This window comes from Streptomyces sp. NPDC059371 (assembly GCF_042751995.1).
Lineage (GTDB): Bacteria > Actinomycetota > Actinomycetes > Streptomycetales > Streptomycetaceae > Streptomyces.
The window spans coordinates 47,373-73,903 of sequence record NZ_JBHYXD010000025.1 but is presented as its reverse complement, the minus strand read 5'-3'; the positions used below and the strand labels follow the sequence as shown (position 1 = coordinate 73,903).

Here is a 26,531-nt window from a genome sequence, read left to right as displayed (position 1 = left end):
AACCGCACACCGGTCTTTGATTTGTTGAGACCGCGTCTCTTTTTGTGCGCGCGGCCCCTCTGGGGGGCGGGGCGCCCCCCCCCCTTCGCCGTCCGCTCCGGACTCCTTTCCAGGACATCGGCGGTCCTCAGGCGGAACACAGGATTCCCTCAGCGGGCGGGGCCACGATTGCCCCATGTACGGCACTTCCGGGGTCCTTGTCATCAGCCCGCCGGAGCGCGGGAGATGAGCCCGTCCGGCGCGCACCGGCCCCCGCGGTCGTGGTCGTGGTCGCGGTCGCGAGGACGGGCCCGGCGGACGCGATCCCTGCGCACGCGGCTCCTCGTCCTCATCGGACTGGCACTCTTCGTGGTGTGCGTGACCATGGCCTTCACCACGGTGCTCACACAACGCGCCTATCTCCTCGGCGACTTGGACCGGCGCGTCGCCGAGGCGGCCGAGCGCGGCCGGGACGGCGTCCTCGGCGGCGGGTCCGGCGCGGACACGGGCCTCGGCTCGTTCGACGGCCGGGACCGGCCGGCCGGCACGATCACCGCCCGGCTCGACACGGACGGCACCGTCGTCGCGGCCGAGGTGGTGACCCGTTCCGGCGGGCCGCGCCCGCTCCGCGCCGCCCAGCGCTCCGCCCTCGCCGGCGTCGAGCCGGACGGCACACCGCGCACCCGCACGGTCCCCGGGCTCGGCGCCTACCGTGTCGCCGCGCTCGACGGCGGCGGACGGCCCGTGCTCACCGCCCTCCCGATGGACGACGTACAGAACGCCGTACGGGGTCTGGTCGTGGTCGAGACCGTGGTGGCCGCCGGAGCCGTCACCGTCGCGGGCTCGGTCTGCGCGGTCGTGGTCCGGCGCCGACTGCGCCCGCTCGAACGAGTGGCGGCCGCGGCCGTCGAGATCTGCCGGTCACCGCCGGGACGGGACGAGCCGGCCGACCCGGCCCTCGCCCCCGGACACGGCACCCGGCCCACCGGCGAGGCCGGCCGGATCGGCGCCGCCCTCGACCGTCTCACGGACCACGCCGAGACCGCCCGCGCGGAGCGCCTGCGCGCCGAGGAGGAGACGCGCCGAGGCGAGGAACGCATGCGCCGCTTCCTCGCCGACGCGAGCCACGAACTCCGCACACCGCTGGCGTCGATCGCCGGGTACGCCGAACTCATGAACCGGAGCACCGGCGTCGTCGAACCGGCGACGGCCTGGCGGCGGGTGTCCGCCGAGTCGGCCCGGATGACGGGCCTGGTCGAGGATCTGCTGCTGCTCGCCCGGCTCGACGAGGGGCACCCGCCGGAGGCGGCGGAGGTGGACCTGACCGTGCTGGTCGCCGAGGCCGTACGGGACGCGCGGGCAGCGGGGGCGGAGGGGGCGGCAGGGGAGGACCGCATCTGGCGCCCGGCCGGGCTCCCGGACTCCCCGGCCCTGGTGGCCGGCGACGCGGCCCGGCTCCGCCGGATTGTGGCGAACCTGCTGGCCAACGCCCGTGCGCACACACCGGCGGCCACGACCGTCGTCGCCACGGTGGAGGTCACGGGCGCGTTCTGCACCATCCGGGTCCGCGACGACGGCCCCGGCATCCCGCCCGCGCTGCTGCCCAGCGTCTTCGAACGCTTCACCCGCGCCGACGCCTCCCGCTCCCGTGTCTCTCCCGGCCACGGCGGCTCGGGGCTCGGGCTCGCCGTCGTCGCCGCCGTCACGAAGGCGCACGGCGGCCGTGTCCACGCCGAGAGCGCCCCGGGCCGTACGGAGTTCACCGTCGAACTCCCGGCGCTGCGGCCGGTGCCCGCGCCGCGACCGCCGACCGGCCGGGTCGCGGTGGACCCGGGCCCGTCCGAGCGCGCACCCGAGCCCCGGACCGGAGGGCGGGCCGCCGCCTTCCTCCGGCGGTGAGCCCGGTGCACCCGGCGCGCCGGGCGTTTACAGGGGTTCCCGAGTGCGTTACTTTCCGAGTGAGGTGGGAGCGCTCCCATACGGTGGACCGGAACCCGCCCCGGAGCCGCTCCCGCCTCGCCCCGATCCCGTACACCCCACGAAGGGATTGTCATGCACCTATCAGGTCTGAAATGCGCGGGGGTGGCGCGACCGCCACTGTCCCGATTACGGCTCCCCGGCCGCCGTCCGTCCCCCTTCCTCGTCCTCCTCGCCCTCCTCGCCGTGCTCCCGGCCCTCGCCCTGATCGTCATGACCGGCACCCGGGCCGAGGCCCACGGCACCCCCATGAAGCCCGGCAGCCGTACGTTCCTGTGCTGGCAGGACGGACTGACCGACACCGGTGAGATCAAACCGGTGAACCCGGCCTGCAAGGCGGCCCAACAGGTCGGCGGGACCACGCCGTTCTACAACTGGTTCTCGGTGCTGCGCTCGGACGGCGCGGGGCGCACCCGCGGCTTCGTCCCCGACGGCTCGCTGTGCAGCGGCGGCAACCCCAACTTCTCGGGCTTCGATCTGCCGCGCTCCGACTGGCCGTTGACCCATCTCACCGCGGGCGCGACCGTCGACTTCGCGTACAACGCCTGGGCGGCGCACCCCGGCTGGTTCTACGTCTACATCACCAAGGACGGCTTCGACCCGACCAGGACGCTGACCTGGGACGCCATGGAGGACCAGCCGTTCCTCACCGTCGACCACCCGCCGCTCAACGGCACCCCGGGCACGGTCGCGGCCAACTACTCCTGGAGCGGCAGGCTGCCGGCGGGCAAGAGCGGCCGCCACATCGTCTACATGGTCTGGCAGCGCTCGGACAGCGCGGAGACCTTCTACTCCTGCTCCGACGTCGTCTTCGACGGCGGCAACGGCGAGGTCACCGGCATGCGCGACCCGGGCAACCCGACCGAGCCCCCGCCCGGCACCTGCTCGGCGACGCGGCGCACCACCAACACCTGGCCCGGCGGCTACCAGTCCGAGGTGACGGTGACCAACACCGGTACGGTCCCGATGCTCGGCTGGATGGCCGACTGGACGCTGCCGGGCGGACAGTCGGTCGCCAGTCTGTGGAACGGCAACCCGACCTACAGCGGGCAGGACGTGATGGTGCACAACGCCGACTGGAACGGCTCGCTGAGTCCGGGCGGCAGCACCACGTTCGGCTACGTCGTCACGGGTTCGGGTGGCGATCCGTCAACGGCCCTTCCCTGTCGGGTCGGCTGAACGAGCGACGCTCGGGGCGGACCGGGTGGGTGGGTTCGGACCCACCCGGTCCGCGAGCCCGGACGCGGCGGGGGAGGCCCTGCCCGGGATGGTGCGGCTTGTGGCGACCGAAGTGCGCGACAACGTTGTCGAACGGTCTGCTCCCGACTCTATCGCCTCAACGGACAACGATGTCAAGAACGTTGACGGCCTACCTCGGCCCGTGGGCGCCGATCGAGGGGGGGTGGCTCCATCGGAGTGCGCGGCGGGCGCGGCGCCGGCGGCGCAGGCGGTCTTCCGTGGTACCCGTGGCGCACGTTACTGTCCCTGCGGCTTGTGCGACCTGTGGTGCGCGACCCGTCCGAAGGAGGAGGGGCCGCGTCATGCGTTTCCGCCCGTCATCGTTACTGCTGGCCGTCGCCCTGACGGTCGCCGGCGCCACCCCGGCGCTCGCCGCGCCTCCGTCGGGGCCGCCGGCACTCGTCAAGGACCCCACCGCGTACGTCGACCCGCTCATCGGCACCAGGAACGGCGGCAATGTCTTCCCCGGTGCCGTCACGCCCTTCGGCATGCTCTCCTGGAGCCCGGAGAACACCCGCGGGGACGCCACCCGCACGGCCGCGCCCGGCGGCTATCAGTACGACGCCACGCGCGTCCGGGGCTTCAGCCTCACCCACATGTCCGGAACGGGATGCGCGGGCGGCAGCGGCGACATCCCGTTCTTCCCGTACGCGGGTGAGGTCACCTCGTCCCCGGCGACCGACACCAAGGACGCCGTCTACGCGGCGGGGTTCGCGCATTCCGACGAACTGGCCGAGCCCGGCCACTACAAGGTGGGGCTCGCCTCCGGCGTGACCGCCGATCTCACGGCGACCGCGCGTACCGGCTCGGGCCGCTTCACCTTCCCCGCCGACAAGCCCGCCTCGATGCTGATCCGCACCGCCAACTCCGAGGTCGGGTCGACGGATTCGACCGTGCGCATCGACCCGGCGACCAGGACCGTCTCGGGCTCCGTCACCTCCGGGAACTTCTGCGGCTATCTCGATCCCGAGGGCCGGCGCTCCTACTACACCCTGTACTTCACCGCCCGCTTCGACCGTGCCTTCAAGACCACCGGTACCTGGCAGGACGACCGGCTGAGCCCGGGGGCCACCGAGGCGAGCGGCGGCACCGGAGGCTTCGAGCAGGGCGGCCGCCCCCTCGCGGGCAAGGGGGCAGGCGGCTACGTGGAGTTCGAGCCGGGCACCGACCCGGTGAACGTCAAGGTCGGGATCTCCTACGTAAGCCAGGACGGCGCCACCGCCAACCTGGACGACGAGAACCCGCCGTCCCGCTCCTTCGCCTCCGTACAGCACGCCGCCCACCGGGCCTGGCGCGAGCGGCTCGGCGCGATCGGGGTCGGCGGCGGCACCGAGGGCGACCGCACCACCTTCTACACCGCGCTCTACCACGCGCTTCTGCACCCGAACGTCATCAGTGACGCCGACCGCAGATACCGGGGCCCCGACGACAAGGTGCACAAGGTCGGCCGGGGTCACGAGGCGCAGTACGGCACCTTCTCCGGCTGGGACGTCTACCGCTCCCAGGTCCAGCTCCTGACCCTGCTCGACCCCGGCACCGGCTCCGACATCGCGCAGTCGCTCCTCGAACTCGCCCGGCAGAACGGGGGAGTCTGGGACCGCTGGCTGCACGGCGCGAGCGGCACGCACGTCATGAACGGTGATCCGTCGGCGCCCGCCCTCGCGGGCATCCGCGCCTTCGGCGGCACGGACTTCGACCTGCGCGGCGCGCTCGACTCCCTGGTGAAGGCGGCGACCGTGCCGACCGAGCAGGACCGCTCGCCGGCGGGCAAACCGGTGCTCTCGGTGGGCCAGCGCCCCTCGCTCGACAAGTACCTCGGACACCACTACATGCCGTCCGTGTCCAACGCCTGGGGCGGCGCGGCCGAGACCCTGGAGATGTCCGGCGCGGACTTCGCGATCTCCCAACTGGCCAGGGCGGCGGGGGAGAAGAAGACCGCCGCCGAGTTCGCCGAGCGCTCCCAGTGGTGGCAGAACAACTTCAACATCGCGGCCGACCCCGGCGGCGGCTACGCCGCCAACCGGAAGGCCGACGGGAGCTGGGTCACCGGCTTCACCCCGGCGACCGGCAACGGTTTCGTGGAGGGCACGGCGGCCCAGTACACCTGGATGGTGCAGCACGACCCGGCGGGCCTCTTCGCCGCCATGGGAGGCCGCGACAAGGCCCTCGACCGCCTCGACACGTTCTTCCACAACGCGGACGGAAGCTGGGCGTTCAGCGGCAGCGGCGGTGACAAGTCCGAGCTGGACAACGAGCCGTCGGTCAACGTGCCGTACCTGTACGACTACGCGGGCGCGCCCTACAAGACGCAGGAGACCGTCCGCGCGGCGATGACCCGGCTGTGGTCGACGCGGCCCGAGGGCATCCCCGGCAACGACGACCTCGGCGAGATGTCGTCCTGGTACGTCTTCTCCGCGCTCGGCATGTACCCGCAGGTGCCCTCCCGCGCCGAACTCACGCTGGCGTCACCGCTGTTCCCGAGGATCGAGATCGAGCGTCCGGGCGGCGCCGACATCGAGATCCGGGCCCGGGGCGCGGCCGCGGACACCCCGTACGTCCAGTCGCTGCGCGTCGACGGCCGTACCAGCGAACGGCCGTGGCTCCCGGCCTCCTTCGTCCGCGAGGGCGGCACGCTCGACTACACGCTGTCGGCGGCACCCGACAAGAGCTGGGGCAGCGCCGAGACGGCCGCGCCGCCCTCCTTCCGCACGGGCGAGCAGCCGTACCAGATCGGGGTGGGCCCGACGGCGGCGACGCTCGCGCCCGGCGGCAGCACCGCGCTCGACATCCGCGCCCTCGCCCTCGGCGGCGGCGCAGGGCCGGAGGTCCGCTTCCGGGTGGAGGTGCCCGCGGGAGTGACGGCGACCCCGGCCGAGGGCACGGTGACCGACGGCGCCCAGCGGATCACCCTCACCGCCGCCGACGACGCCGAGCAGGGCTTCTACGACGTCAAGGTGACCGTGACCTCCGCCGACACGTCGTACGGGCAGCCGGTGGCGCTCACCGTCGCGGCCCCCGGTTCCCTCCTCGCGGCCTACGACAACACCGGTGCCTCGGACGACACCGGGGATCATTCCGAGGCCGACTACGACGGCGGTGGCTGGAGTTACTCCCGTCAGGCACTCGCCGACGCGGGTCTGACCCCGGGCGGCCGGGGAACGGTGGACGGTCTCGCCTTCACCTGGCCGAAGTCCCCGGCCGGGCGCCCCGACAACGCCTCGGGCACCTCGCAGACCATCGAACTGAGCGACCCCGCGAGCCGGTTGTCCTTCATCGGAAGCGCCGTGAACGGCAACCAGAAGACCACGGCGACCGTCACCTACACCGACGGCGGCACCGACTCCGTCGACCTGTCCTTCACCGACTGGACCGTCGGCGGCGGGGGCGGCACCGTCCAGTACGGCAACGAGACCGTCGCGAGGACCGCCTACCGCAACGTCGCCGGAGCCGACAAGGACCCGGTGGCCACCTATGTCTTCGCCACCAAGCCGTTCACGGCACCGGAGGGGAGGACGATCAAGAGCGTCAAACTCCCGGACAACGCGGACCTGCACGTCTTCACCCTCGCGGTGAGCGGGTGAGCGGGTGAGCGGGTGAGCGGGTGAGCCGGTGAGCTGACGCGCGCACGAACGTCCGTACACGAACGCGGGGCGGGCCCGGAGTCTCCTCCGGGCCCGCCCCTTCTCGTCGGCTGTGGCTCAGGCCAGCAGTTCCACCTCCGCGAGGGTCGACTCGCCGTCGAGCACGAGCCGGTAGTGGGCGTAGGAGCCGGGCGTCGCGACCGTGAACGCCCGGGTCTGCCTGTCCCAGGGGAAGGACTCACCGGAGCGCTTGTCGAGGTCCGTCCACGTGGTCCCGTCCGACGAACCCTGCAGGGTCCACCCGGTCGGCGCCTTGGTGTGGTCCCCGGAGGTCAGCGTGTACTGAACTCCCTCGGTCCCGGCGCCGGCGGGCAGATCCACCGAGGTGACCCGGGCGTCGGTGGCGGAGGTGTTGTCGAAGAGGGCGCCGTCCCCCTTCAGGGTGTCCGCGCGTGGCGACGGCGCCTTGTCGTCCTCGGTGACCGACGCCGGTGCCGCGTTCCTGCCGGTGCCCCACGAGGACGGCTTGGAGCCCATGTCGAACTCCAGCACTCCACCCCGGCTGATCAGCGAGTGGGGCAGCGCAGTCGAGTTCCAGGCCTTGCCGTTGAACCGGACGCCCTGCACGTAAACGTTCTTCGTGCTGTTGCGCGGGGCCTTGACGACCAGGTCGTGGCCGTTCTCCAGGTGGACGGTCACCTTGGTGAACAGCGGTGAGCCGATGGCGTATTCGCCGCTGCCCATCACCAGCGGGTAGAAGCCGAGCGCGGAGAAGAGGTACCAGGCCGACTGCTCGCCGTTGTCCTCGTCCCCGTGGTAGCCCTGGCCGATCTCGCTGCCGGTGTAGAGACGGGAGAGGACCTCGCGGATGTTCTTCTGGGTCTTCCAGGGCTGCCCGGCCGCGTCGTACATGTAGTTGACGTGGTGGGCCACCTGGTTGGAGTGGCCGTACTGGCCCATCCGTACGTCCCGGGCCTCGGTCATCTCGTGGATGACACCGCCGTAGGAGCCCACGGTGTCCGGCGAGGCGGTCTCCGGGGTGGAGAAGTACGTGTCGAGCTTCTCCGCGAGCGCGCCGCGGCCTCCGTACAGGTTGGCGAGACCGCGCGAGTCCTGCGGCGCGGTGAACGCGTACCCCCAGCCGTCGGTCTCGGTGTAGTCGTAGCCCCACACGCGCGGATCGTACTTCGTGGAGTCGACCCGCCAGTCGCCCTTGGCGTCGCGGCCCTGGAAGAAGCCGGCCTTGGAGTCGAAGAGGTTCACGTAGTCCTGGGAGCGGTTGAGGAAGTAGTCCGACTCCTCCTTGTAGCGCTTCTCGCCGGTCTTCTTGTAGAGCGCCCTGCCCATCCGGGCGATGCCGTAGTCGTTGACGTAGCCCTCCATGGCCCAGGACAGGCCCTCGCCCGTGGAGGTGCTCGTGTAGCCGAGGAAGGGTGAGGTGGTCATGCCCTTGCGGCCTACGCCGGAGGTCGGCGGGACGACCGTCGCGTTCTTCAGGGCCGCCTCGTACGCCGACTTGGCGTCGAAGTCGACACCCTTGACGTACGCGTCCGCGAACGCCACGTCCGAGGAGGTGCCGGTCATCAGGTCCGCGTAGCCGGGCGAGGACCAGCGCGAGGTCCAGCCGCCGTCCTTGTACTGCTGCACGAACCCGTCGACCATCTCACCCGCCTGACCGGGCGTCAGGAAGGAGCAGGCGGGCCAGGTCGTCCGGTAGGTGTCCCAGAAGCCGTTGTTGACGTACACCTTGCCGTCGACGATCTTCGCCCCGGTGTGGGTCGGGGTGTCAGGACCCGGCATCGCGGAGAACGGCGAGGCGTACTGGTACTTGGAACCCACCTTCTCGAAGCCGGAGTTCGGGTACAGGTAGAGCCGGTACATGCTGGAGTACAGCGTCGTGAGCTGGTCCGGCGTCGCGCCCTGCACCTCGACCTTGCCCAGCAGCCTGTCCCACTGCTTGCGCGCCCCCTTCTTGACCGCGTCGAAGGACGTGCCGTCCGGGATCTCCTGGCTCAGGTTGTCCTTGGCCTGGTCGATGCTGATGAGCGACGTGGCCAGGCGCAGGGTGACGGTGTGGTCGGAGCCGGGCTTGAACTTCAGATAGCCCTTGACGCCACTGGAGGAGCCCTCGGTCACGGGCGCGTCGAAGGTCCCGTAGACGAAGAGCCGGGTGGCGCCGGTCGACAGCCCGGACTTCACGTCCGAGTAGCCGGTGACGACTCCCGCCGAGGTGTCCAGCGTCAGGCCCGCCTGCTCGGTGACGTTGTCGAAGATCACGCTCGCGTCGTCGCCCGGATAGGTGAAGCGCAGGGCGGCGGCGTGATCGGTCGGGGCCATCTCCGCCTTGAGACCGTTCTCGAACGTGACGCCGTAGTAGTACGGCCGCGCGGTCTCGTTCTCGTGCCTGAAGGCCAGTTCGCGGGCCGCCCGGCCGGTGTCCGGGGTGCCCGAGGCGGCCGACGGCATCACCTGGAAGGTCTGGCGGTCACCCATCCAGGGGCTCGGCTCGTGGCTCGCGCTGAACGCCTGGATGGTGGGCAGGTTGTCCGCGTTGTTTGCACGCGCGTAGTCGTACAGCCAGCTCAGTGAGCCCGCGTTGGTCACCGGCGTCCAGAAGTTGAAGCCGTGCGGTACGGCCGTCGCCGGGAAGTTGTTGCCGCGCGAGAAGCCGCCGCTGGAGTTGGTGCCGCGGGTCGTGAGCGCGTAGTCGGCCAGGTGCGCCGCCGGTTTCTGCGGCGCGGCCGTCCTGAGCGCGACGTCGTCCAGCCAGCCGCGGAACTTCGCCGGCCCCTTGGGCGAGTCGTACGCGAGGAGGATCCGGTCGACGGTCTTCCCGGCCGCGACGGAACCGATCCGCGAGGTGACGCTGTTCCACTGGTTGACGTAGAGCACCTTGGCGGCGCCCTGGCCCTGCGGCGTCAGCGTGAATCCGTGCTGGTCCACGGCGTCGAGACCGCTCAGTGAGGTGCCGTCGGTGAACACCAGGTCCACGGCCACGTTCGTGGCGTCGTAGTCCCGGTCGCCGTCCGCCATCGAGGGGAAGATCCGGTACGACAGTTCGGTGTCGCGCCCGACGGCTAGGTTCACATCGAACACCTTGTTGTACGAGTACGCCCGGCCCTCACCCTTGTGGGTGCCGGCGTAGCGCAGGGCCCGCTTGCCGGTGAAGCCCGCGCCCGCCTTCGCGGTCGGTGAGCCGCTCGGCCCCCGGTCCACGAGCGAGAGCATGTCCTTGGGCGTCGGGTCGTCGCTCCGGCCCGTCGAGAACTGGACATCGGCGATCTGCAGGATGTCGCCGCCGTTGTTCTTCGTGACGTCGAGCCGGAAGTGCTGGTACTCGACGGGACTCTCGATGTCGTACGACTTCGTCTGGAACCGCTCGCCGAAGGATTCGCCGGAGCGGGTGTCGAGGGTCTTCCAGTCCTTGCCATCGGTGGAGCCCTGGAGGGTCCAGTCCCGCGGGTCGCGTTCGTCGTGGTCGTTCGCGGACGTGAGCGCGTACGTGACCGCCTTGGCCGGCGCGTCGAGGTCGAACTCCGCCCAGCCGGTGGGTTCGAAGGTCAGCCACTTGCTGCTCGGTTCGCCGTCGACGAGGTTCTCCTTGACCTCGCCCGCGCCGGTGTTCTCGCCGCTGGCCCGCACGTCGGTGACGTGGTCGGTCACATTGCCGGGGATGCCGGTGCTGTAGCCGCCGTCGACGCCGGAGGACCGCTTCGTCCCGTCGGGAGCGGTGTCCACCGTGTTGAGCCAGTCCGGGGCGGGATCGTCCGATTCGAACGAGGAGCCGAACTCCCGGTCCGGCTTGGCCGCTTGGGCGGGCAGGGCGACCGCGACGCCCTGGGAGGCCGCTAACAGGGAGAGAGCCGCCACCCCCAGTGCCGCCGGGGAACGCCATCCGGACCGCCGCGTGGGACTCTGTCTGTACCGAGCTCTGTGCTGCATGCGCGAGCACCCTCCCTGCACGTGGACAACGTTGTCAAATTCGATGCGCAAGGACCATTTGGGCGTCAAGTTGACAGTGCTGTCAAGGGTGTTGGGTGTGGCATCCGGGGTGAATACCGTGTGACGAACCGTGCATTGAGTTCATTGCGGGACGCCGGCTCGGTGTGGATCTTCGCCGGGGTGGTCCGGGGCTGCCCCATATTTCCGTGAGGTCTCAACTCGGAAAAGACCGACGGTCAAACCTGCATTCGATCTTGCTCCGCTGGCGGGAAGTGGACTATACCTGTCGCGTCCGGCCAGTCGATCGACTGGCTCTGGACAGGCAGGACCCAGAGGGGGAATTTCGCGGGACGGTGGAGCGTGGTCCATACACGTAATGCCGGTTCGTCCTGGTGAATCCCCTACGCACGACCCCAGCTTGAACTGACCGCGGTGCCGGGGAGGATCCGGTTCACCGCCTGAGTCCTGGAGAAGGCGAGGACTTGAGCATGGGATCCACTTCCGCCGAGAACAGCAGCCCCGAGGGTGTCGGCCGCCGTGACCTCATCAAGAGGTCGGCCGCACTCGGCCTGATCACCGTCCCGACGATGAGCTTCCTGTCCGCGTGTGCGAGCGGCGGGGGCGATGACGACAACTCCGGCGACAAGGGCACCGGCAAGACCAGCAAGGACAACCCCTTCGGTGTGAAGAAGGGCAACGGCAAGCTCGACGTCGTCGTCTTCAAGGGCGGCTACGGCGACGACTACGCCAAGGCGTGGGAAGCCGCGTTCGACAAGAAGTGGGGCAGCAAGAGCGCCCACACCGGTACCCAGGAGATCACCGGCAAGCTCCAGCCGCGCTTCAACGGCGGCAACCCGCCGGACATCGTCGACGACTCGGGCGCCCAGCAGATCAAGCTGGACGTGCTCTACAAGAGCGGTCAGCTCCTCGACCTCGCCGCCGTCCTCGACGCCCCCTCCATCGACGACCCGTCGAAGAAGGTCCGCGACACGCTGATCCCCGGCACGCTCGACCCGGGCCTGCAGGGCGGCAAGGTCGTGTCCCTCAACTACATCTACACGGTGTGGGGGTTGTGGTACTCCGGCAAGCTCTTCAAGGAGAAGGGCTGGGAGGTGCCCAAGACCTGGGACGACTTCCTCGCCATCTGTAAGGACGCCAAGTCGCAGGGCATCGGCGGCCTCGCCCACCAGGGCAAGTACCCGTACTACATCAACGTCGCCATCATGGACCTGATCGCCAAGCAGGGCGGTCTGGACGCCATGAAGGCGATCGACAATCTCGACCCCAAGGCGTTCGTCGGGTCCGACGCCGCGAAGGCGGCCATCGAGGCCATCTACGAGGTCGTGGAAAAGGGTTACCTGCTGGCCGGCACCAACGGCCTGACCCACACCGAGTCGCAGACGCGGTGGAACCAGTACAAGGCCGCGTTCATCACCTGTGGTTCCTGGCTGGAGAACGAGCAGCTCAAGCAGACCCCGGCCGACTTCGACATGAAGTTCATGCCGATGCCCAGCCTGCCGGGCGACAAGCTGCCGTTCGAGGCGATCCGGGCCGGCTCGGGCGAGCCGTTCATCATCCCGGCGAAGGCCGCGAACCTGGCCGAGGCCCAGGAGTTCATGCGCTCCATGCTCTCCAAGGAGTGGTCGACGCTCTTCGCCCAGAAGGCCAACTCCCTCACCATCCTCAAGGACGGTGTGTCCGACGGCGTGCAGCTCCGGCCCGGTACGCAGTCCACGGTCGAGGCCTCCAAGGCCGCCGGCGACAACTCCTTCAACTACCTGTACCCCAACTGGTACAGCGAGATGGACGTCTCCATCCAGAACGCGTCCAACGAGCTGATGGCCAAGCGCATCCAGCCGAAGGAATGGCTGAAGCGGGCGCAGGCGGCGGTCGACAAGGCGGCCAAGGACCCGGCGTCCAAGAAGAACCACCGCGACTGATCATGTAAACCCGGAACACCAGGGGCAGGATGCCATGCGAAAAGGGCAGAACCGGTTCGTCGCGGGGTTTCTCCTCGCACCTTTGGCGCTGTATCTGATCTTCGTGATCTGGCCTTACCTACAGACCATCGGTTACTCCTTCACCGACTGGAAGGGTCAGTCGCAGACGTTCAGTTTCGTCGGCCTGGACAATTACACGGCGTTGCTCCAGGACGACGTATTCCTCCAGGCGATCTGGCACAACATCCTGTTCCTGGTGTTCATCCCGGTGATCACCATCCTGCTCGCCCTCTTCTTCGCCTTCATGGTGAACGCGGGCGGGCGGGGTGGCGCCGGCGGCGTCCAGGGCGTCACGGGCTCGCGCTTCTACAAGATCGTGTACTTCTTCCCGCAGGTCCTGTCGCTCGCGATCGTCGCCGTGCTCTTCGGAGCCCTCTACCGCAGTGACAGCGGCGGTCTGCTCAACGGCCTGCTGATCAAGCTCGGCCTGGTGGACGCGAGCAGCCCCGTCGAGTGGATGAACGAGCCCAACCTGGTGCTCTGGTGCCTGATGGCGGTCGTCGTCTGGCACGGCGTCGGCTTCTATCTGGTGCTGTTCTCCGCCGCCATGCAGTCCATCCCGCGGGATATCTACGAGGCGGCGCTGCTGGACGGCGCGAGCCGCACCCACACCTTCTTCCGGGTCACCCTGCCCCTGCTCTGGGACACGGTGCAGACCGCCTGGGTCTATCTCGGCATCATCGCGATGGACATGTTCGTGCTCGTCTCGACCACGACCCAGGGCACCGGCTACGGCGGCGGACCCGACCACCACAGCGAGGTCATGGCGAACGTCATGATGCGCAACTTCCTCTACTTCGGAAAGAGCGGCTACGCCTGCGCCATGGGCGTCGTCATGCTCCTTCTCACCCTGATCCTGTCCGTGGTCACGCTGCGCGCCACCCGCCGCGAGCGCATCGAGTTCTGAGCGGGAGACACGACTATGAGCGCACCCATCACGGAGCCGGCGAAGGTCGACGGCGCCGGAGTACCCCCGCAGCGAGGCGCCAGGAAGGCGCCGCCGCGGCCGGGCGACAAGCGGACCGAGGGCGTGGCCCTCAACGTCTTCTCGCACGGGTTCCTCGCCCTGTGGGCGATCCTGATCATCCTGCCGCTGCTGTGGCTGGTCCTGAGCTCCTTCAAGACCGACGCCCAGATCGGCGGTTCGGCCCTCGGCTGGCCCTCGAACTGGCAGTTCGACGTCTTCGCCCGGGCCTGGAACAAGGGCATCGGCGACTACTTCGCCAACACCCTGATCGTCCTGGTGTTCTCGGTCCCGCTGACCATGCTGCTCGGCGCGATGGCGGCCTACGTCCTGGCCCGCTACGAGTTCCCGGGCAACCGGATCGTCTACTTCTTCTTCGTCGGCGGGGCCATGTTCCCCGTCTTCCTGGCCCTGGTGCCGCTGTTCTTCATGGTCAAGCGTCTCGACATGCTGAACACCTACCAAGGCCTGGTCCTGGTGTACGTGGCCTACTCGCTGCCGTTCACCGTGTTCTTCATGCACGCCTTCTTCAGGACGCTGCCCACGGCGGTCTTCGAGGCGGCGGTGCTCGACGGCGCCTCGCACACCCGGGCGTTCTTCCAGGTCATGCTGCCGATGGCCAAGCCCGGACTGCTCAGCGTCGGCATCTTCAACGTGCTGGGCCAGTGGAACCAGTACATCCTGCCCTCGGTGCTGATGCAGCCGCAGACCAGTTCCGATCCGGAGCGCTACGTCCTGACCCAGGGTCTCATCCAGCTCCAGCAGCAGCAGGGCTACGCCACCGACCTGCCCGTCCTGTTCGCCGGCGTGACCATCGCCATGATCCCCATGCTGATCGTCTACCTGTCGTTCCAGCGTCAGGTCCAGGCAGGTCTCACTTCGGCGACGCTCAAGTAACGAATCGCCCCGTCCGTCACATGCGCCACTCCCGTCCCGGGGGTGGCGTATGTGCGTCCGGGTGAGGTGGGAGGTCGAACACGACTGGGCGGACCCGATTTCCGTCAAGGACTTGACTGTAGTAACCCGTTCAGCGGAGCTTGGAGTTCACAACTTGTAAGTGACCGGGGTCCCGTTGACGTGACCCAGATCACATGGGCGGCATCGGGGCCGCCCGGCTGAGGGCAGGAGTGGATGAGTCGATGGAGACTCCGGGGTCGCAGTCGTCGCTGCACCGAGCCAATCTGGAGCGCGTCGTGCGAGCGGTGCGCCTCGCCGGTTCGCTCACGCAGGCGGAGATCGCGAGGGCGACGGGCCTTTCGGCCGCGACCGTTTCCAATATCGTTCGTGAACTCAAGGACGGTGGAACGGTCGAGGTAACACCCACTTCGGCGGGGGGCCGCAGGGCGCGCAGCGTGTCCCTGAGCGGGGACGCGGGCATCGTCATCGGTGTCGACTTCGGGCATACCCATTTGCGCGTCGCTGTCGGAAATCTGGCCCATCAGGTCCTGGCCGAGGAGTCCGAGCCGCTGGACGTGGACGCCTCCGCCGCGCAGGGCTTCGACCGGGCCGAGGAGCTGGTCAGCCGCCTGATTGCAGCAACGGGTGTGGACCGTTCCAAAATCGCGGGCGTGGGTCTCGGTGTACCGGGGCCCATCGACGTGGAGTCGGGGACTCTGGGATCCACCTCGATCCTGCCCGGCTGGACCGGCGCGAGGCCCGCCGAGGAGCTGCGGGGGCGGCTCGGCGTGCCCGTCCAGGTGGACAACGACGCCAATCTGGGCGCACTCGGCGAGATGGTCTGGGGCAGTGGTCGCGGGGTCCGCGATCTCGCCTACATCAAGGTCGCCAGCGGTGTCGGCGCGGGCCTGGTCATCGAGGGCAAGATCTACCGCGGCCCGGGTGGCACAGCGGGAGAAATCGGGCATATTACACTTGATGAATCCGGCCCCGTCTGCCGTTGCGGCAACCGCGGCTGCCTGGAGACGTTCGCGGCGGCGCGTTATGTGCTGCCGCTGCTCCAGTCCAGCCATGGTACCGATCTGACCATGGAGGGCGTGGTCAGGATGGCGCGGGACGGAGATCCGGGCTGCCGTCGGGTGATCGCCGACGTCGGCCGCCACATCGGCAGTGGAGTCGCGAACCTCTGCAATTTGCTGAACCCGAGTCGAGTGGTCCTCGGCGGCGATCTCGCCGAGGCCGGCGAGCTCGTTCTGGGGCCCATAAGGGAGTCTGTCGGCCGCTACGCGATCCCCAGCGCCGCACGTCAACTCTCGGTGTTGCCAGGGGCACTTGGGGGCCGTGCGGAGGTGCTCGGAGCGCTTGCTCTCGCGCTCAGCGAGATGGGCGATTCGACCCTTTTGGACGGTTCTTTGTCTGCCGGTACTCCTGTCTTCACTTAGAGAACGCATGGCACCGTTGCCATCTCGTTAAGTATTTACTTCTTGACGTCGCACGTGTGGCCGAGTTGACTCCAGTCCACCTCGGCCGCAACGACGCGGCCTCGTCAGGGAGGTTTAGGAATGAACACGCAGATGCGTCGTGCCGCCGTTGCCGTTGCCGCTGGTGCAATGGCTGTCTCTCTCGCCGCCTGTGGCAGCGCGAAGGAGTCCGGTGGCGGGAGCGACAGCTCCGCCAGCTCCGCGAAGAAGGGCGACGCGATCAAGGTCGGTCTGCTCCTCCCGGAGAACCAGACGGCCCGCTACGAGAAGTTCGACAAGCCGCTGATCGAGAAGAAGGTCGCGGAGCTCACGAACAACAAGGGCAAGGTCGTCTACGCGAACGCCAAGCAGGACGCGAGCACCCAGAACCAGCAGGTCGACACGATGATCACCAACAAGGTGGACGTGCTGATCGTTGACGCTGTGGACGCCGCCGCGATCAAGAGCTCGGTCCAGAAGGCCAAGGACGCCGGCATCCCGGTCGTGGCCTACGACCGCCTCGCGCAGGGCCCCATCTCGGCCTACACCTCGTTCGACAACAAGACGGTCGGCAAGACGCAGGGTGAGGCGCTGCTCACCGCGCTCGGCTCCAAGGCCAAGTCCGGCAAGATCGTCATGATGAACGGTTCGGTCACCGACCCGAACGCCGCTCAGTTCAAGGCCGGCGCCCACGAGGTGCTCGACGGCAAGGTGAACGTCGGCAAGGAGTACGACACCAAGGAGTGGAAGCCGGAGAACGCCAACGCCAACATGGAGGCGGCGATCTCGGCTCTCGGCAAGAAGAACATCGTCGGTGTCTACTCCGCGAACGACGGCATGGCCGGCGGTATCATCACCGCGCTGAAGGCCGCCGGCATCAAGGTCCCGGTCACGGGCCAGGACGCCGAGCTCGCGGGTGTGCAGCGCATCCTCGCGGGTGAGCAGTTCATGAGCGTCTACAAGCCGTACGCCCCGGAGGCCGACGCGGCCGCCGAGCTGGCCGTCGCGCTCGCCCAGGGCAAGTCGCTCGACGCCGTCGCCAAGGACAAGGTCGACAGCCCGACCGACAAGCAGATCCCGTCCCTGCTGGTCCCGGTCACCTCGCTGACCAAGGAGAACATCAAGGACACCGTCGTCAAGGACGGCCTGTACACGGTCAACGACATCTGCACCCCGGCCTACGCCGCGGCCTGCAAGAAGGCCGGCCTGCAGTAACCAACCGCGAGTCGTCCACGCGTACGGGAATCCGCCGCTGGATTCCCGTACGTGACTCGTTGATACAAAGCTCCTCCGGTGCCCCGCATCCAACAGCCCCGCAAGCTAAGCGGGGCACCGGACGGAACCCCCACCGCAAACTTCTGCACAACCTCCCGCCGGGTCAGGCGGCGAAGGAGATGGTTCACGTGTCCGCTACGCCTGTTCTGGCGTTGCGCGGGGTCTCCAAGCGATTCGGTGCCGTCCAGGCGCTCACCGATGTAGAGCTTGAAGTCCACGCCGGTGAAGTAGTCGCCCTGGTGGGCGACAACGGCGCCGGAAAGTCCACGCTGGTCAAGACGATCGCCGGCGTGCACCCCATCGATGAGGGCTCCATCGAATGGGACGGCAAGGCCGTTCAGATCAACCGCCCGCACGACGCCCAGAACCTGGGCATCGCGACGGTCTACCAGGACCTCGCGCTCTGCGACAACATCGACGTCGTGGGGAACCTCTACCTGGGACGCGAGCTCAAGAAGCGCGGCATCCTGGACGAGGTCGAGATGGAGCGCCGCTCCCGCGAGCTGCTGGACACGCTGTCCATCCGCATCCCCAGCGTCCGCATCCCGATCGCCTCGCTCTCCGGCGGTCAGCGCCAGACCGTGGCGATCGCCCGTTCGATGCTCGGTGAGCCCAAGCTCGTCATCCTCGACGAGCCCACCGCGGCCCTCGGCGTCGAGCAGACCGCCCAGGTCCTCGACCTCGTCGAGCGGCTGCGCGAGCGCGGTCACGCGGTCATCCTCATCAGCCACAACATGGCTGACGTGAAGGCCGTCGCCGACAAGGTCGCCGTTCTGCGTCTCGGACGCAACAACGGCATCTTCGAGGTCAAGTCGACCTCCCAGGAAGAGATCATTTCCGCCATCACGGGCGCCACGGAGAACGCCGTGACCCGTCGTGCGGCGCGCAGCGGGGAGGCTCAGAAGTGAGCATCGACAAGACTTCTGAGACCGGTTCCCACGACGTGGCGAACCCGGAGGCGGCCGCCAAGGCGGTCACCGCCGTCGACCCGCGCCTGCTCGTCCGTGAGCAGGGCTTCGCCGGCTACGTCGGCGAGTTCAAGCGCAAGATGAAGTCCGGCGACCTGGGTTCCATCCCGGTCGTCATCGGCCTGATCGTCATCTGGGCGATCTTCGCGAGCCTGAACGAGAACTTCCTCACCGCGGGCAACCTCTCCGACATCTCCGTCGCCATGGTCGGCACGGGCATGATCGCGGTCGGCATCGTCTTCGTGCTGCTGCTCGGTGAGATCGACCTGTCGGTCGGTTCGCTCTCCGGTCTGGCCGGCGCCACGTTCGCCGTGCTCAGCGTCACGCACGGCATGAACGAGTGGCTCGCGTTCGTCCTGGCCATCCTCACCGGCACGGCCGCCGGTGCGATCCAGGGCTTCGTCTTCGCGCGCATCGGTGTGCCGGCCTTCGCCGTCACCCTGGCGGGTCTGCTGTTCTGGAACGGCTTGATGCTCCAGATCCTCGGCAGCAACGGCACCATCAACCTGGACAGCGAGGGCGTCGTCGCCAAGCTGACCAGCTACTACTTCACCGATGTCGCCGCCGCCTACGTGCTCGCCGTCGTCGTGACCGCCGGGTTCTTCGTCAGCTCGTTCCTCGGCAACAAGCGCCGCGAGGCGGCCGGTGTGCCGTCCCGCCCGGTGAGCGAGACCGTCGCCCGCACGGTGCTGCTGGCCATCCTCAGCTTCGGCGTGGCGATCATGTACAACCAGTACAAGGGTCTGCCGCTCGCCGTGGTGATCTTCCTCGCGGTCCTGCTGGTCACGGACTTCGTGCTGCGCCGTACCGCGTTCGGCCGGAAGATCTTCGCGCTCGGTGGCAGCGTCGAGGCCTCCCGCCGTGCCGGTATCAACGTCGAGCTGATCCGCATCTCGGTCTTCTCGATCTCCGGCACCTTCGCCGCCGTCGGCGGTCTGTTCATCGCCTCGAAGATCGCCTCCGCCAACCAGGGCGCGGGCGCCGGTGACCTCCTGATGAACGCCATCGCGGCGGCCGTCATCGGTGGCACCAGCCTCTTCGGTGGCCGTGGCCGCACCTGGAACGCCCTGCTGGGTGTTCTGGTGATCGTCTCCATCCAGTACGGTCTGGCCCTGCAGGGTATCGCCTCGCCGGTCCAGTACATGATCACCGGTGGCGTTCTGCTCGCCACGGTCGTCATCGACGCCGTCACCCGCAAGACCCAGAAGACCGCGGGTCGCGCGTAGGGTTCTCACCCACCCAGGCCTGTGCCCGGCGCCAATGGCGGCGCCGGGCACAGTCACGTCCGGTGCCCGTCTAGGCGCCGGACGCAGCCACGTCCGGACGGGAACGCGTGTTCCGTCCGGTTGGGCCGTTCGTGTGGCGTGGATCGCCAGGCCCGGCCCGCGCCCGAAAAGACGGAACATTAGACTCGACGAACCCGGCAACAGCTCGATCACTGCAAGGAGGCACGGGTGGCGCTGCTGACCCGCATCACGGGACCGCGCGATCTGGACCGGCTGACCCTGGAGCAGCTCGACCAGCTGGCCGGGGAGATCCGGACCTTCCTCGTCGACGCGGTCTCCAAGACCGGTGGCCACCTCGGCCCCAACCTCGGTGTCGTGGAGCTGACCATCGCCCTGCACCGCGTCTTCGAGTCACCGAAGGACAGAGTGCTGTGGGACACGGGCCACCAGTCCTACGTCCACAAGCTGCTCACCGGCCGGCAGGACTTCTCCCGGCTGAAGATGAAGGGCGGTCTGTCCGGTTACCCCGCGCAGGCCGAGTCCGAGCACGACGTCATCGAGAACTCGCACGCCTCCACGGTCCTCGGCTGGGCCGACGGACTCGCGAAGGCGAACGAGGTCCTCGGCAGGAACGACCACGTGGTCGCCGTCATCGGCGACGGCGCGCTCACCGGCGGCATGGCCTGGGAGGCGCTGAACAACATCGCCGACGCCAAGGACCGCCCGCTGATCATCGTCGTCAACGACAACGAGCGTTCGTACGCGCCGACCATCGGCGGCCTCGCGAACCACCTGGCGACCCTGCGCACCACCGACGGCTACGAGCGCTTCCTGGCCCGCGGCAAGGACCTCCTGGAGCGCACGCCGGTCGTCGGCAAGCCGCTCTACGAGACCCTGCACGGCGCGAAGAAGGGTCTGAAGGACTTCATCGCCCCGCAGGGCATGTTCGAGGACCTCGGCCTGAAGTACGTCGGCCCCATCGACGGCCACGACATCGAGGCCCTGGAATCGGCCCTGGCCCGCGCGAAGCGTTTCGGCGGCCCGGTCATCGTGCACTGCCTCACCGAGAAGGGCCGCGGCTACCAGCCCGCGCTCCAGGACGAGGCGGACCGCTTCCACGCCGTCGGCAAGATCCACCCGGACACGGGCCTGCCGATCGCCTCCTCCGGCGCCGACTGGACCTCCGTCTTCGGCCAGGAGATGGTGGCGCTCGGCAAGGAGCGCGAGGACATCGTCGCGATCACCGCCGCGATGCTCCAGCCGGTCGGCCTCGACCGGTTCGCCAAGGCGTTCCCCAAGCGGGTCTACGACGTCGGCATCGCCGAGCAGCACGCCGCCGTCTCCGCGGCCGGCCTCGCCACCGGCGGACTGCACCCCGTCTTCGCCGTCTACGCGACCTTCCTGAACCGCGCCTTCGACCAGGTCCTGATGGACGTGGCCCTGCACAAGTGCGGTGTCACCTTCGTCCTCGACCGCGCGGGTGTCACCGGCACCGACGGCGCCTCGCACAACGGCATGTGGGACATGTCCATCCTCCAGGTCGTCCCGGGCCTCAGGCTCGCCGCGCCGCGCGACGCCGACCAGGTCCGCGCCCAGCTCCGCGAAGCCGTCGAGGTGAACGACGCGCCCACCGTGGTGCGCTTCTCCAAGGGCGCGGTCGGCCCGGCCGTCCCCGCCCTGGGCCGGATCGGCGGCATGGACGTCCTGCGGGAGCCCGGCACCGACGCGCCCGACGTGCTGCTGGTCTCCGTCGGCGCGCTCGCCCCGATGTGCCTGGAGATCGCCGCTCTGCTGGACCGTCAGGGCATCTCCACGACCGTCGTGGACCCGCGCTGGGTCAAGCCGGTGGACGAGGCCATGGCGCCGCTCGCCGAGCAGCACCGCGTGGTCGTCACCGTCGAGGACAACTCCCGGGTGGGCGGTGTCGGCTCGGCCGTCGCGCAGGCCCTGCGCGACGCGGGCGTCGACGTCCCGCTGCGCGACTTCGGCATCCCGCCGCGCTTCCTCGACCACGCCTCCCGCGCCGAGGTCATGGCCGAGATCGGGCTGACCGCGCCGGACATCGCCCGGCAGGTCACCGGTCTCGTCGCCAAGCTCGACGGCCGCTTCGAGAGCAGCGCCGCGCAGGCCGTGGACGCCGTACAGCCCGCGCGCGACTGACGCATCCCCGCACGGCCGATGGGCCGGTTCCAGCACCCTGTACGGGTGGTGGAACCGGCCCATCCGCGTGGTGGGCGCCGCGTCGGGGCATACGTGCTACCTGCCCTCTCGATCATGTCGAGGACGACAAGCGTGGGAGGTACGTCCGTGAGCAACACCCTCTTCAGGACGAAAAGGGTCGAACAATCGATCTTGGACACCGAGGAGCCGGAGCACGCGCTCAAGAAGTCGCTGTCCGCTCTGGACCTCACCGTGTTCGGCGTCGGCGTCATCATCGGCACCGGCATCTTCGTCCTCACCGGCAAGGTGGCCAAGGAGAACGCGGGACCCGGCGTCTCGCTGGCCTTCGTCGCCGCGGGTGTCGCCTGCGGACTGGCGGCCCTGTGCTACGCGGAGTTCGCCTCCACGGTCCCGGTCGCGGGATCCGCGTACACCTTCTCGTACGCCTCCCTGGGCGAGCTGCCCGCCTGGATCATCGGCTGGGACCTGGTCCTGGAGTTCGCGCTCGGCACGGCGGTGGTGGCGGTCGGCTGGTCCGGCTACGTGCGCTCGCTGATGGACAACGCGGGCTGGCACCTTCCCGACTCGCTCGGCGGGCGTGACGGGGCCTCCGGCTTCGGTTTCGACATCCTCGCCTCGGCGCTGGTCCTGGTGCTCACCGCCATTCTCGTCATCGGCGTGAAGCTCTCCGCCCGGATCACCACGCTGGTCGTCGCGATCAAGGTCACGGTCGTCCTGATCGTGATCATCGCGGGCGCCTTCTTCATCGAGAGCAAGAACTACTCGCCGTTCATCCCCCCGGCGCAGAACGTGGAGGCGGGCAGCGGCATCAAGTCGCCGCTGATCCAGCTCATGTTCGGCTGGGCGCCGACCAACTTCGGCGTGATGGGCATCTTCACCGCGGCCTCCGTCGTGTTCTTCGCCTTCATCGGCTTCGACGTGGTCGCGACGGCCGCCGAGGAGACGAAGAACCCTCAGCGGGACATGCCGCGTGGCATCCTCGGCTCGCTCATCATCTGCACCACGCTCTACGTCCTGGTGTCGATCGTGGTCACCGGCATGCAGAAGTACACGGAACTGTCCATCGACGCTCCGCTCGCCGACGCGTTCAAGGCCACCGGGCATCCCTGGTTCGCGGGCGTCATCAGCTTCGGCGCCGCCGTCGGACTCACCACGGTCTGCATGATCCTGCTGCTCGGCCAGACCCGGGTCTTCTTCGCGATGAGCCGCGACGGGCTGCTGCCGCGGTTCTTCTCCCGCGTCCACCCGAAGTTCCGCACCCCGCACCGGCCGACCATCCTGCTCGGTGTCATCATCGCGATCCTCGCGGGCTTCACCACCCTCAGCGAGCTCGCCGAGCTGGTCAACATCGGCACGCTCTTCGCCTTCATCGTGGTCGCGGTCGGCGTCGTCGTCCTCCGCCACACCCGCCCCGACCTGCCCCGCTCCTTCCGCACCCCGCTGGTGCCCTGGGTGCCGATCCTGTCGGTGCTCGCGACGCTGTGGCTGATGCTGAACCTGCCGGCGGAGACCTGGCTGCGGTTCGCGATCTGGATGGTGATCGGCGTCGTCGTGTACTTCCTGTACGGACGGAAGCACAGCCTGTTGGGGCGTCGCGAGGAGAGGGGCCCGGAGGGCACCCGGAACCCACCCGGCGGCACGGCCGGCTGACCACCCGCCCCCGCCACCCGCTCACCGGCCCCGTGCCCGCCGCCCCGCCGCCCGGCACGGGGCCGCCGCACGCCCGCGCCCTATATCGCCGCTCCCGGCGTCTCGCCGCTGGGCACGGGGCCGTCGACGCCCGCGCCCTATATCGCCGCTCCCGGCACCGCGCCGCCGGGCACGGGGCCGCCCCACGTCTGCACCCCGGTCTCCCCGCTCCCGGCGTCTCGCCGCCGGGCACGGGGCCGTCCCACGTCTGCACCCCGTATCCCCGCTCCCGGCGTCTCGCCGCCCGACATGGGGCCGTCGCACGCCCGCGGCCCGTCGGCCCCGTGCTCGCCGCCACGCGACTGCTCCCGTCCGCCGGGCTTCCCGGCGTCCCCGGTGGCCGGTGGCCGGTGTCAGGGGCTGGGGCGTACGATGCGCGGGCCCGCGACCTCGGCGCCCAGGCCGGTGACCCGTCGGCGCAGTTCGCGGTCGGCCGTGACCACGAGACGCGGGCGGTCCCGCGCCTCGGCCACGAGCTCCACCATGCGGTCGTCGCCACTGCCCGGTGCCTCGTCGACCCGCACCCCGGGGACGGAGTCCACCCCGCGCGCCGCTCCCTCCACCACCAGCACGATCTCCAGCGGCCCGGGGTGGCCGGGCAGCCCCCGCCGGGCCACCTCCACCAGGCCGTCCCTGAGCCGCTCGGCGGCGCCGCGGCGGTCCCGCCACCAGCCGTCCGGCACGGAGCCCACCACATTGGCGCCGTCCACGACGACCAGCGTCGCCCGTTCCTCCGGAGTCGTCATGTCCTCACTCTGCCGGAGAGCCGTCGGCCCAGCGCCTGGTGACGACCGAGACGGCCTCGGCGACGCGCGTCGCCCGCCCGGCGTCCGACCGCGGTCCCGGCGCGAACTCCACATGAAGGAACGGCACCCCGGTGTCGGCGGCCTCCCGCCCCTGTACGTTCTCGTGCCCGGCGAGCGGACACGAGCGGACCCAGGCCCGGCACACGGCGAAGTGCCGCTCCCGGAGCGCGTCGGCGAGCCGGCGGCCCGCCGGCCGGCCGGCCGTTCCGGCGCCGGCCGAGGCGATCACGTCGTAGCGCGGTGCGGAATCCTGGGCGAACCCGTGGAGCTGGATGCCCGGGATCCGCCGCCCGGCGAGTTCGGCGCAGATCGCGCTGAAGACCGTGTCCCGGCGGTGCGCCACATCCGCCGCGTTGCCCTCACCGGATTCGCGATGTGCTCCCGCAATGATCAGAATGCCACCGGGTGCGCCCCTCAGGACTCGCACGCCCAACAGCTCCGTGTTCTCGTCCGACACCGGATGGGGCACCTGTGCGGACCATCGGACGGGGTGGTCGAGGTCGATGAAGACGCGGCCCCAGCCGCGCGGCGAGGGCCCCTGGTCGACCCGGTCGTACACCTCTGCGAATCGACGGCCGGTGACGCTGTCGACGAGGTTGCGCACACCGAAGTCGACCTCGGCGAGCCGCAGTTCCGCCTGCTCGCGGTGGTGGTCGAGGAGCAGCCCCACCCCGTCCGTGACGGCCTGCCGCTCGGTGCGAGAGGGTGGCCGGAAGGCGCCGTCCGGCGAGAAGCGGTCGGTGTAGGCCGCGACGGCGTGGGTCAGGTCCACGGTCGGCGGACCGTCGGCGCGGTGGCCGGAGGTGTCGCCGCCGCTGTCGCGGGTGCCGTGCACGGCGACCGCCGCCCATCCCGCGAGGGCGGCGAGAATCAAGAGAATTGTTGCGATCGTTATCGTTCTGGAGCCGTTTGCTCTCATGGTTGTATCAAGATATCTCGGTGACCAGACGCCGTAACCGCCGCACCTTGCCCACTCTCCTGGCCCCCCTCACCCTCGTCGCCGCCCTGGCGGGATGTGGTCTCGTCGGGGGCGGTGACGACTCAGGATCGGCGTCGAAGGGGGGCGGACGCTCGTTCACCGTGGCCGCGGCGGGTGACATTCTGATCCATCCTCAGCTCATCGACCAGGCGACGGCGGACGCCAAGGAGACCGGCCGCGGTGTCGACGGTCTCGACTTCGGCCCGCTCATGGCCGGTATCAAGCCGGTGATCAGCAAGGCCGACCTGGCGATCTGCCACATGGAGCCGGTGATCGGCAAGCCGAAGGGTCCCTTCGAGACCTACCCGAACTTCCTGATCCCGCCGCAGATAGCCGGAACGATCAAGGATGTCGGCTACGACACCTGCTCGACCGCCTCCAACCACTCGATCGACCACGGCTACGAGGGTGTGAAGCACACCCTGGACACGCTGGACGCCGCGGGCCTCAAGCACACGGGCTCCTTCCGCACGAAGAAGGACTCGCTCGTTCCGCTGATCATGGACGTCAAGGGGGTCAAGGTCGCGCAGATCTCCTTCGCCTTTGGCTTCAACGCCCACGAGCTGCCCCCGGACAAGCCGTGGCTGGTCAACCAGAACGACCTGGGCAGGATCAAGACGGCCGAGAAGCGGGCCCGCGCGGCCGGCGCCGAGGTCGTCATCCTCTCGATCCACTGGGGCCGTGAGCACCACCCGAACCCCTCGACCCCGCAGCTCAAGTTCGCCCGGGAGCTCGCCCGGGAGACCGGTATCGACCTGATCATCGGGCACCACGCGCACGTCGTGCAGCCGATGGAGAAGGTCGACGGCACGTGGATCGCGTACGGCCTCGGCAACCAGGTCGCGCGCCACGACGTGCCCACCGGACTCACCGAGGAGGGCGTGATCGGCTGGTTCACCTTCACCGAGCGCGGCGGCACCTGGGAGGTCGAGCCCCGCTATGAGCCGACCCTCGTGGAGATCCCGCCGGACCCCGAGGTCGGCGCGGACGGCACCCCGGCCGAGCCCGCGAAGGGGCAGGTCGAGGACTACCGGCTGGTGGACGTGGCGGCCGAGCTCAAGCGGGACGACCTGAGCGACCAGGAGCGGTCCCGTCTCCGGCTGGCCTTCGAGCGGACCGAGGGCACCATGCTCAACCGCGGCGCGGCGAAGGACGGACTGAAGCCCCTGACGGAGCTGCCCGGCTGAGACCACCCGGCGTGCCCGGCCGGGGCGGCGCCGCGCGCCCGCGGGGGGGCGGCGCGGCCCCGGGCGGGCCCCGCGGCGGGGCGCCGCGCCCCCCGCGGCGGCGGCCTCCCCGGGGCGCCCCGCGCCCGCGCCCCCCCCGCCCCCCCCCACGGCCGCCAGCTGGCTTCGCCGAGCGATCACG

16 protein-coding genes are annotated in these 26,531 nt (G+C 69.5%); 13 read left to right on the top strand and 3 right to left on the bottom strand.

The genetic code is table 11. The features are described from left to right. Positions 1-363: 363 nt before the first annotated feature. The 3 genes from ACFXGX_RS17070 to ACFXGX_RS17060 all read left to right on the top strand — a co-directional run bounded on the left by ACFXGX_RS17070 (position 364) and on the right by ACFXGX_RS17060 (position 6,776). Positions 364-1,878: a sensor histidine kinase gene (locus ACFXGX_RS17070; protein WP_384791109.1), complete on the top strand. Its 1,515-nt coding sequence runs from the start codon at positions 364-366 to the stop codon at positions 1,876-1,878. A gap of 291 nt (positions 1,879-2,169) precedes the next feature. Then, positions 2,170-3,135, top strand: coding sequence for a lytic polysaccharide monooxygenase (locus tag ACFXGX_RS17065; protein WP_384791173.1), 966 nt, complete (start codon positions 2,170-2,172; stop codon positions 3,133-3,135). Between the two features lie 362 nt (positions 3,136-3,497). Beyond that, positions 3,498-6,776: a GH92 family glycosyl hydrolase gene (locus ACFXGX_RS17060; protein WP_384791106.1), complete on the top strand. Its 3,279-nt coding sequence runs from the start codon at positions 3,498-3,500 to the stop codon at positions 6,774-6,776. 117 nt (positions 6,777-6,893) lie between these two features. On the opposite strand, the gene ACFXGX_RS17055 is transcribed toward ACFXGX_RS17060, so the two are convergent. Beyond that, positions 6,894-10,718, bottom strand: a complete 3,825-nt coding sequence (locus tag ACFXGX_RS17055; protein ID WP_384791103.1) for a GH92 family glycosyl hydrolase — start codon at positions 10,716-10,718, stop codon at positions 6,894-6,896. A gap of 488 nt (positions 10,719-11,206) precedes the next feature. On the opposite strand from ACFXGX_RS17055, the gene ngcE reads away from it, so the two are divergent. The 9 genes from ngcE (at position 11,207) to ACFXGX_RS17010 (ending at position 23,339) form a co-directional block, all read left to right on the top strand. Next, positions 11,207-12,658 carry an N-acetylglucosamine/diacetylchitobiose ABC transporter substrate-binding protein gene (gene ngcE, locus ACFXGX_RS17050; RefSeq protein WP_384791100.1) on the top strand — a complete coding sequence of 484 codons (1,452 nt, stop codon included), beginning with the start codon at positions 11,207-11,209 and terminating at the stop codon, positions 12,656-12,658. Positions 12,659-12,692: 34 nt separating this feature from the next. Then, positions 12,693-13,625, top strand: a complete 933-nt coding sequence (locus ACFXGX_RS17045) for a carbohydrate ABC transporter permease (RefSeq protein WP_384791097.1) — start codon at positions 12,693-12,695, stop codon at positions 13,623-13,625. 15 nt (positions 13,626-13,640) lie between these two features. Then, positions 13,641-14,579, top strand: a complete 939-nt coding sequence (locus tag ACFXGX_RS17040; protein ID WP_384791094.1) for a carbohydrate ABC transporter permease — start codon at positions 13,641-13,643, stop codon at positions 14,577-14,579. Between the two features lie 242 nt (positions 14,580-14,821). Continuing rightward, on the top strand, positions 14,822-16,021 hold the full coding sequence (locus ACFXGX_RS17035) for an ROK family protein (protein ID WP_384791171.1): 1,200 nt from the start codon (positions 14,822-14,824) through the stop codon (positions 16,019-16,021). A 132-nt stretch (positions 16,022-16,153) separates the two neighbouring features. Then, a complete protein-coding gene (locus ACFXGX_RS17030) occupies positions 16,154-17,254 on the top strand; it encodes a substrate-binding domain-containing protein (protein ID WP_384791168.1) in 1,101 nt (366 codons plus the stop codon). Positions 17,255-17,433: 179 nt separating this feature from the next. Beyond that, positions 17,434-18,222 (top strand): ATP-binding cassette domain-containing protein, encoded by a 789-nt coding sequence (locus ACFXGX_RS17025; protein ID WP_384791091.1) that lies wholly within the window; start codon positions 17,434-17,436, stop codon positions 18,220-18,222. Continuing rightward, entirely contained in the window at positions 18,219-19,508 is a 1,290-nt protein-coding gene (locus ACFXGX_RS17020) for a sugar ABC transporter permease (protein ID WP_384791088.1), read from the top strand. The genes ACFXGX_RS17025 and ACFXGX_RS17020 overlap by 4 nt, the downstream gene beginning before the upstream one ends. Before the next feature lie 228 nt (positions 19,509-19,736). Next, complete coding sequence (gene dxs / locus ACFXGX_RS17015; protein ID WP_384791085.1) at positions 19,737-21,668, top strand: 1-deoxy-D-xylulose-5-phosphate synthase; 1,932 nt, start codon at positions 19,737-19,739, stop codon at positions 21,666-21,668. Between the two features lie 147 nt (positions 21,669-21,815). Beyond that, the gene (locus tag ACFXGX_RS17010; protein WP_384791081.1) at positions 21,816-23,339 is read left to right on the top strand and encodes an amino acid permease; all 1,524 of its coding nucleotides are present in this window, start codon (positions 21,816-21,818) and stop codon (positions 23,337-23,339) included. A 392-nt stretch (positions 23,340-23,731) separates the two neighbouring features. On the opposite strand, the gene ACFXGX_RS17005 is transcribed toward ACFXGX_RS17010, so the two are convergent. Together ACFXGX_RS17005 and ACFXGX_RS17000 are read right to left on the bottom strand one after the other, a co-directional pair. Beyond that, positions 23,732-24,124 carry an NTP pyrophosphohydrolase gene (locus ACFXGX_RS17005; RefSeq protein ID WP_384791078.1) on the bottom strand — a complete coding sequence of 131 codons (393 nt, stop codon included), beginning with the start codon at positions 24,122-24,124 and terminating at the stop codon, positions 23,732-23,734. Between the two features lie 4 nt (positions 24,125-24,128). Then, positions 24,129-25,058: a hypothetical protein gene (locus ACFXGX_RS17000; RefSeq protein ID WP_384791075.1), complete on the bottom strand. Its 930-nt coding sequence runs from the start codon at positions 25,056-25,058 to the stop codon at positions 24,129-24,131. A gap of 65 nt (positions 25,059-25,123) precedes the next feature. Between ACFXGX_RS17000 and ACFXGX_RS16995 the strand changes: the two genes are divergently transcribed. Beyond that, positions 25,124-26,350 carry a CapA family protein gene (locus ACFXGX_RS16995; RefSeq protein WP_384791072.1) on the top strand — a complete coding sequence of 409 codons (1,227 nt, stop codon included), beginning with the start codon at positions 25,124-25,126 and terminating at the stop codon, positions 26,348-26,350. Positions 26,351-26,531 lie beyond the last annotated feature (181 nt).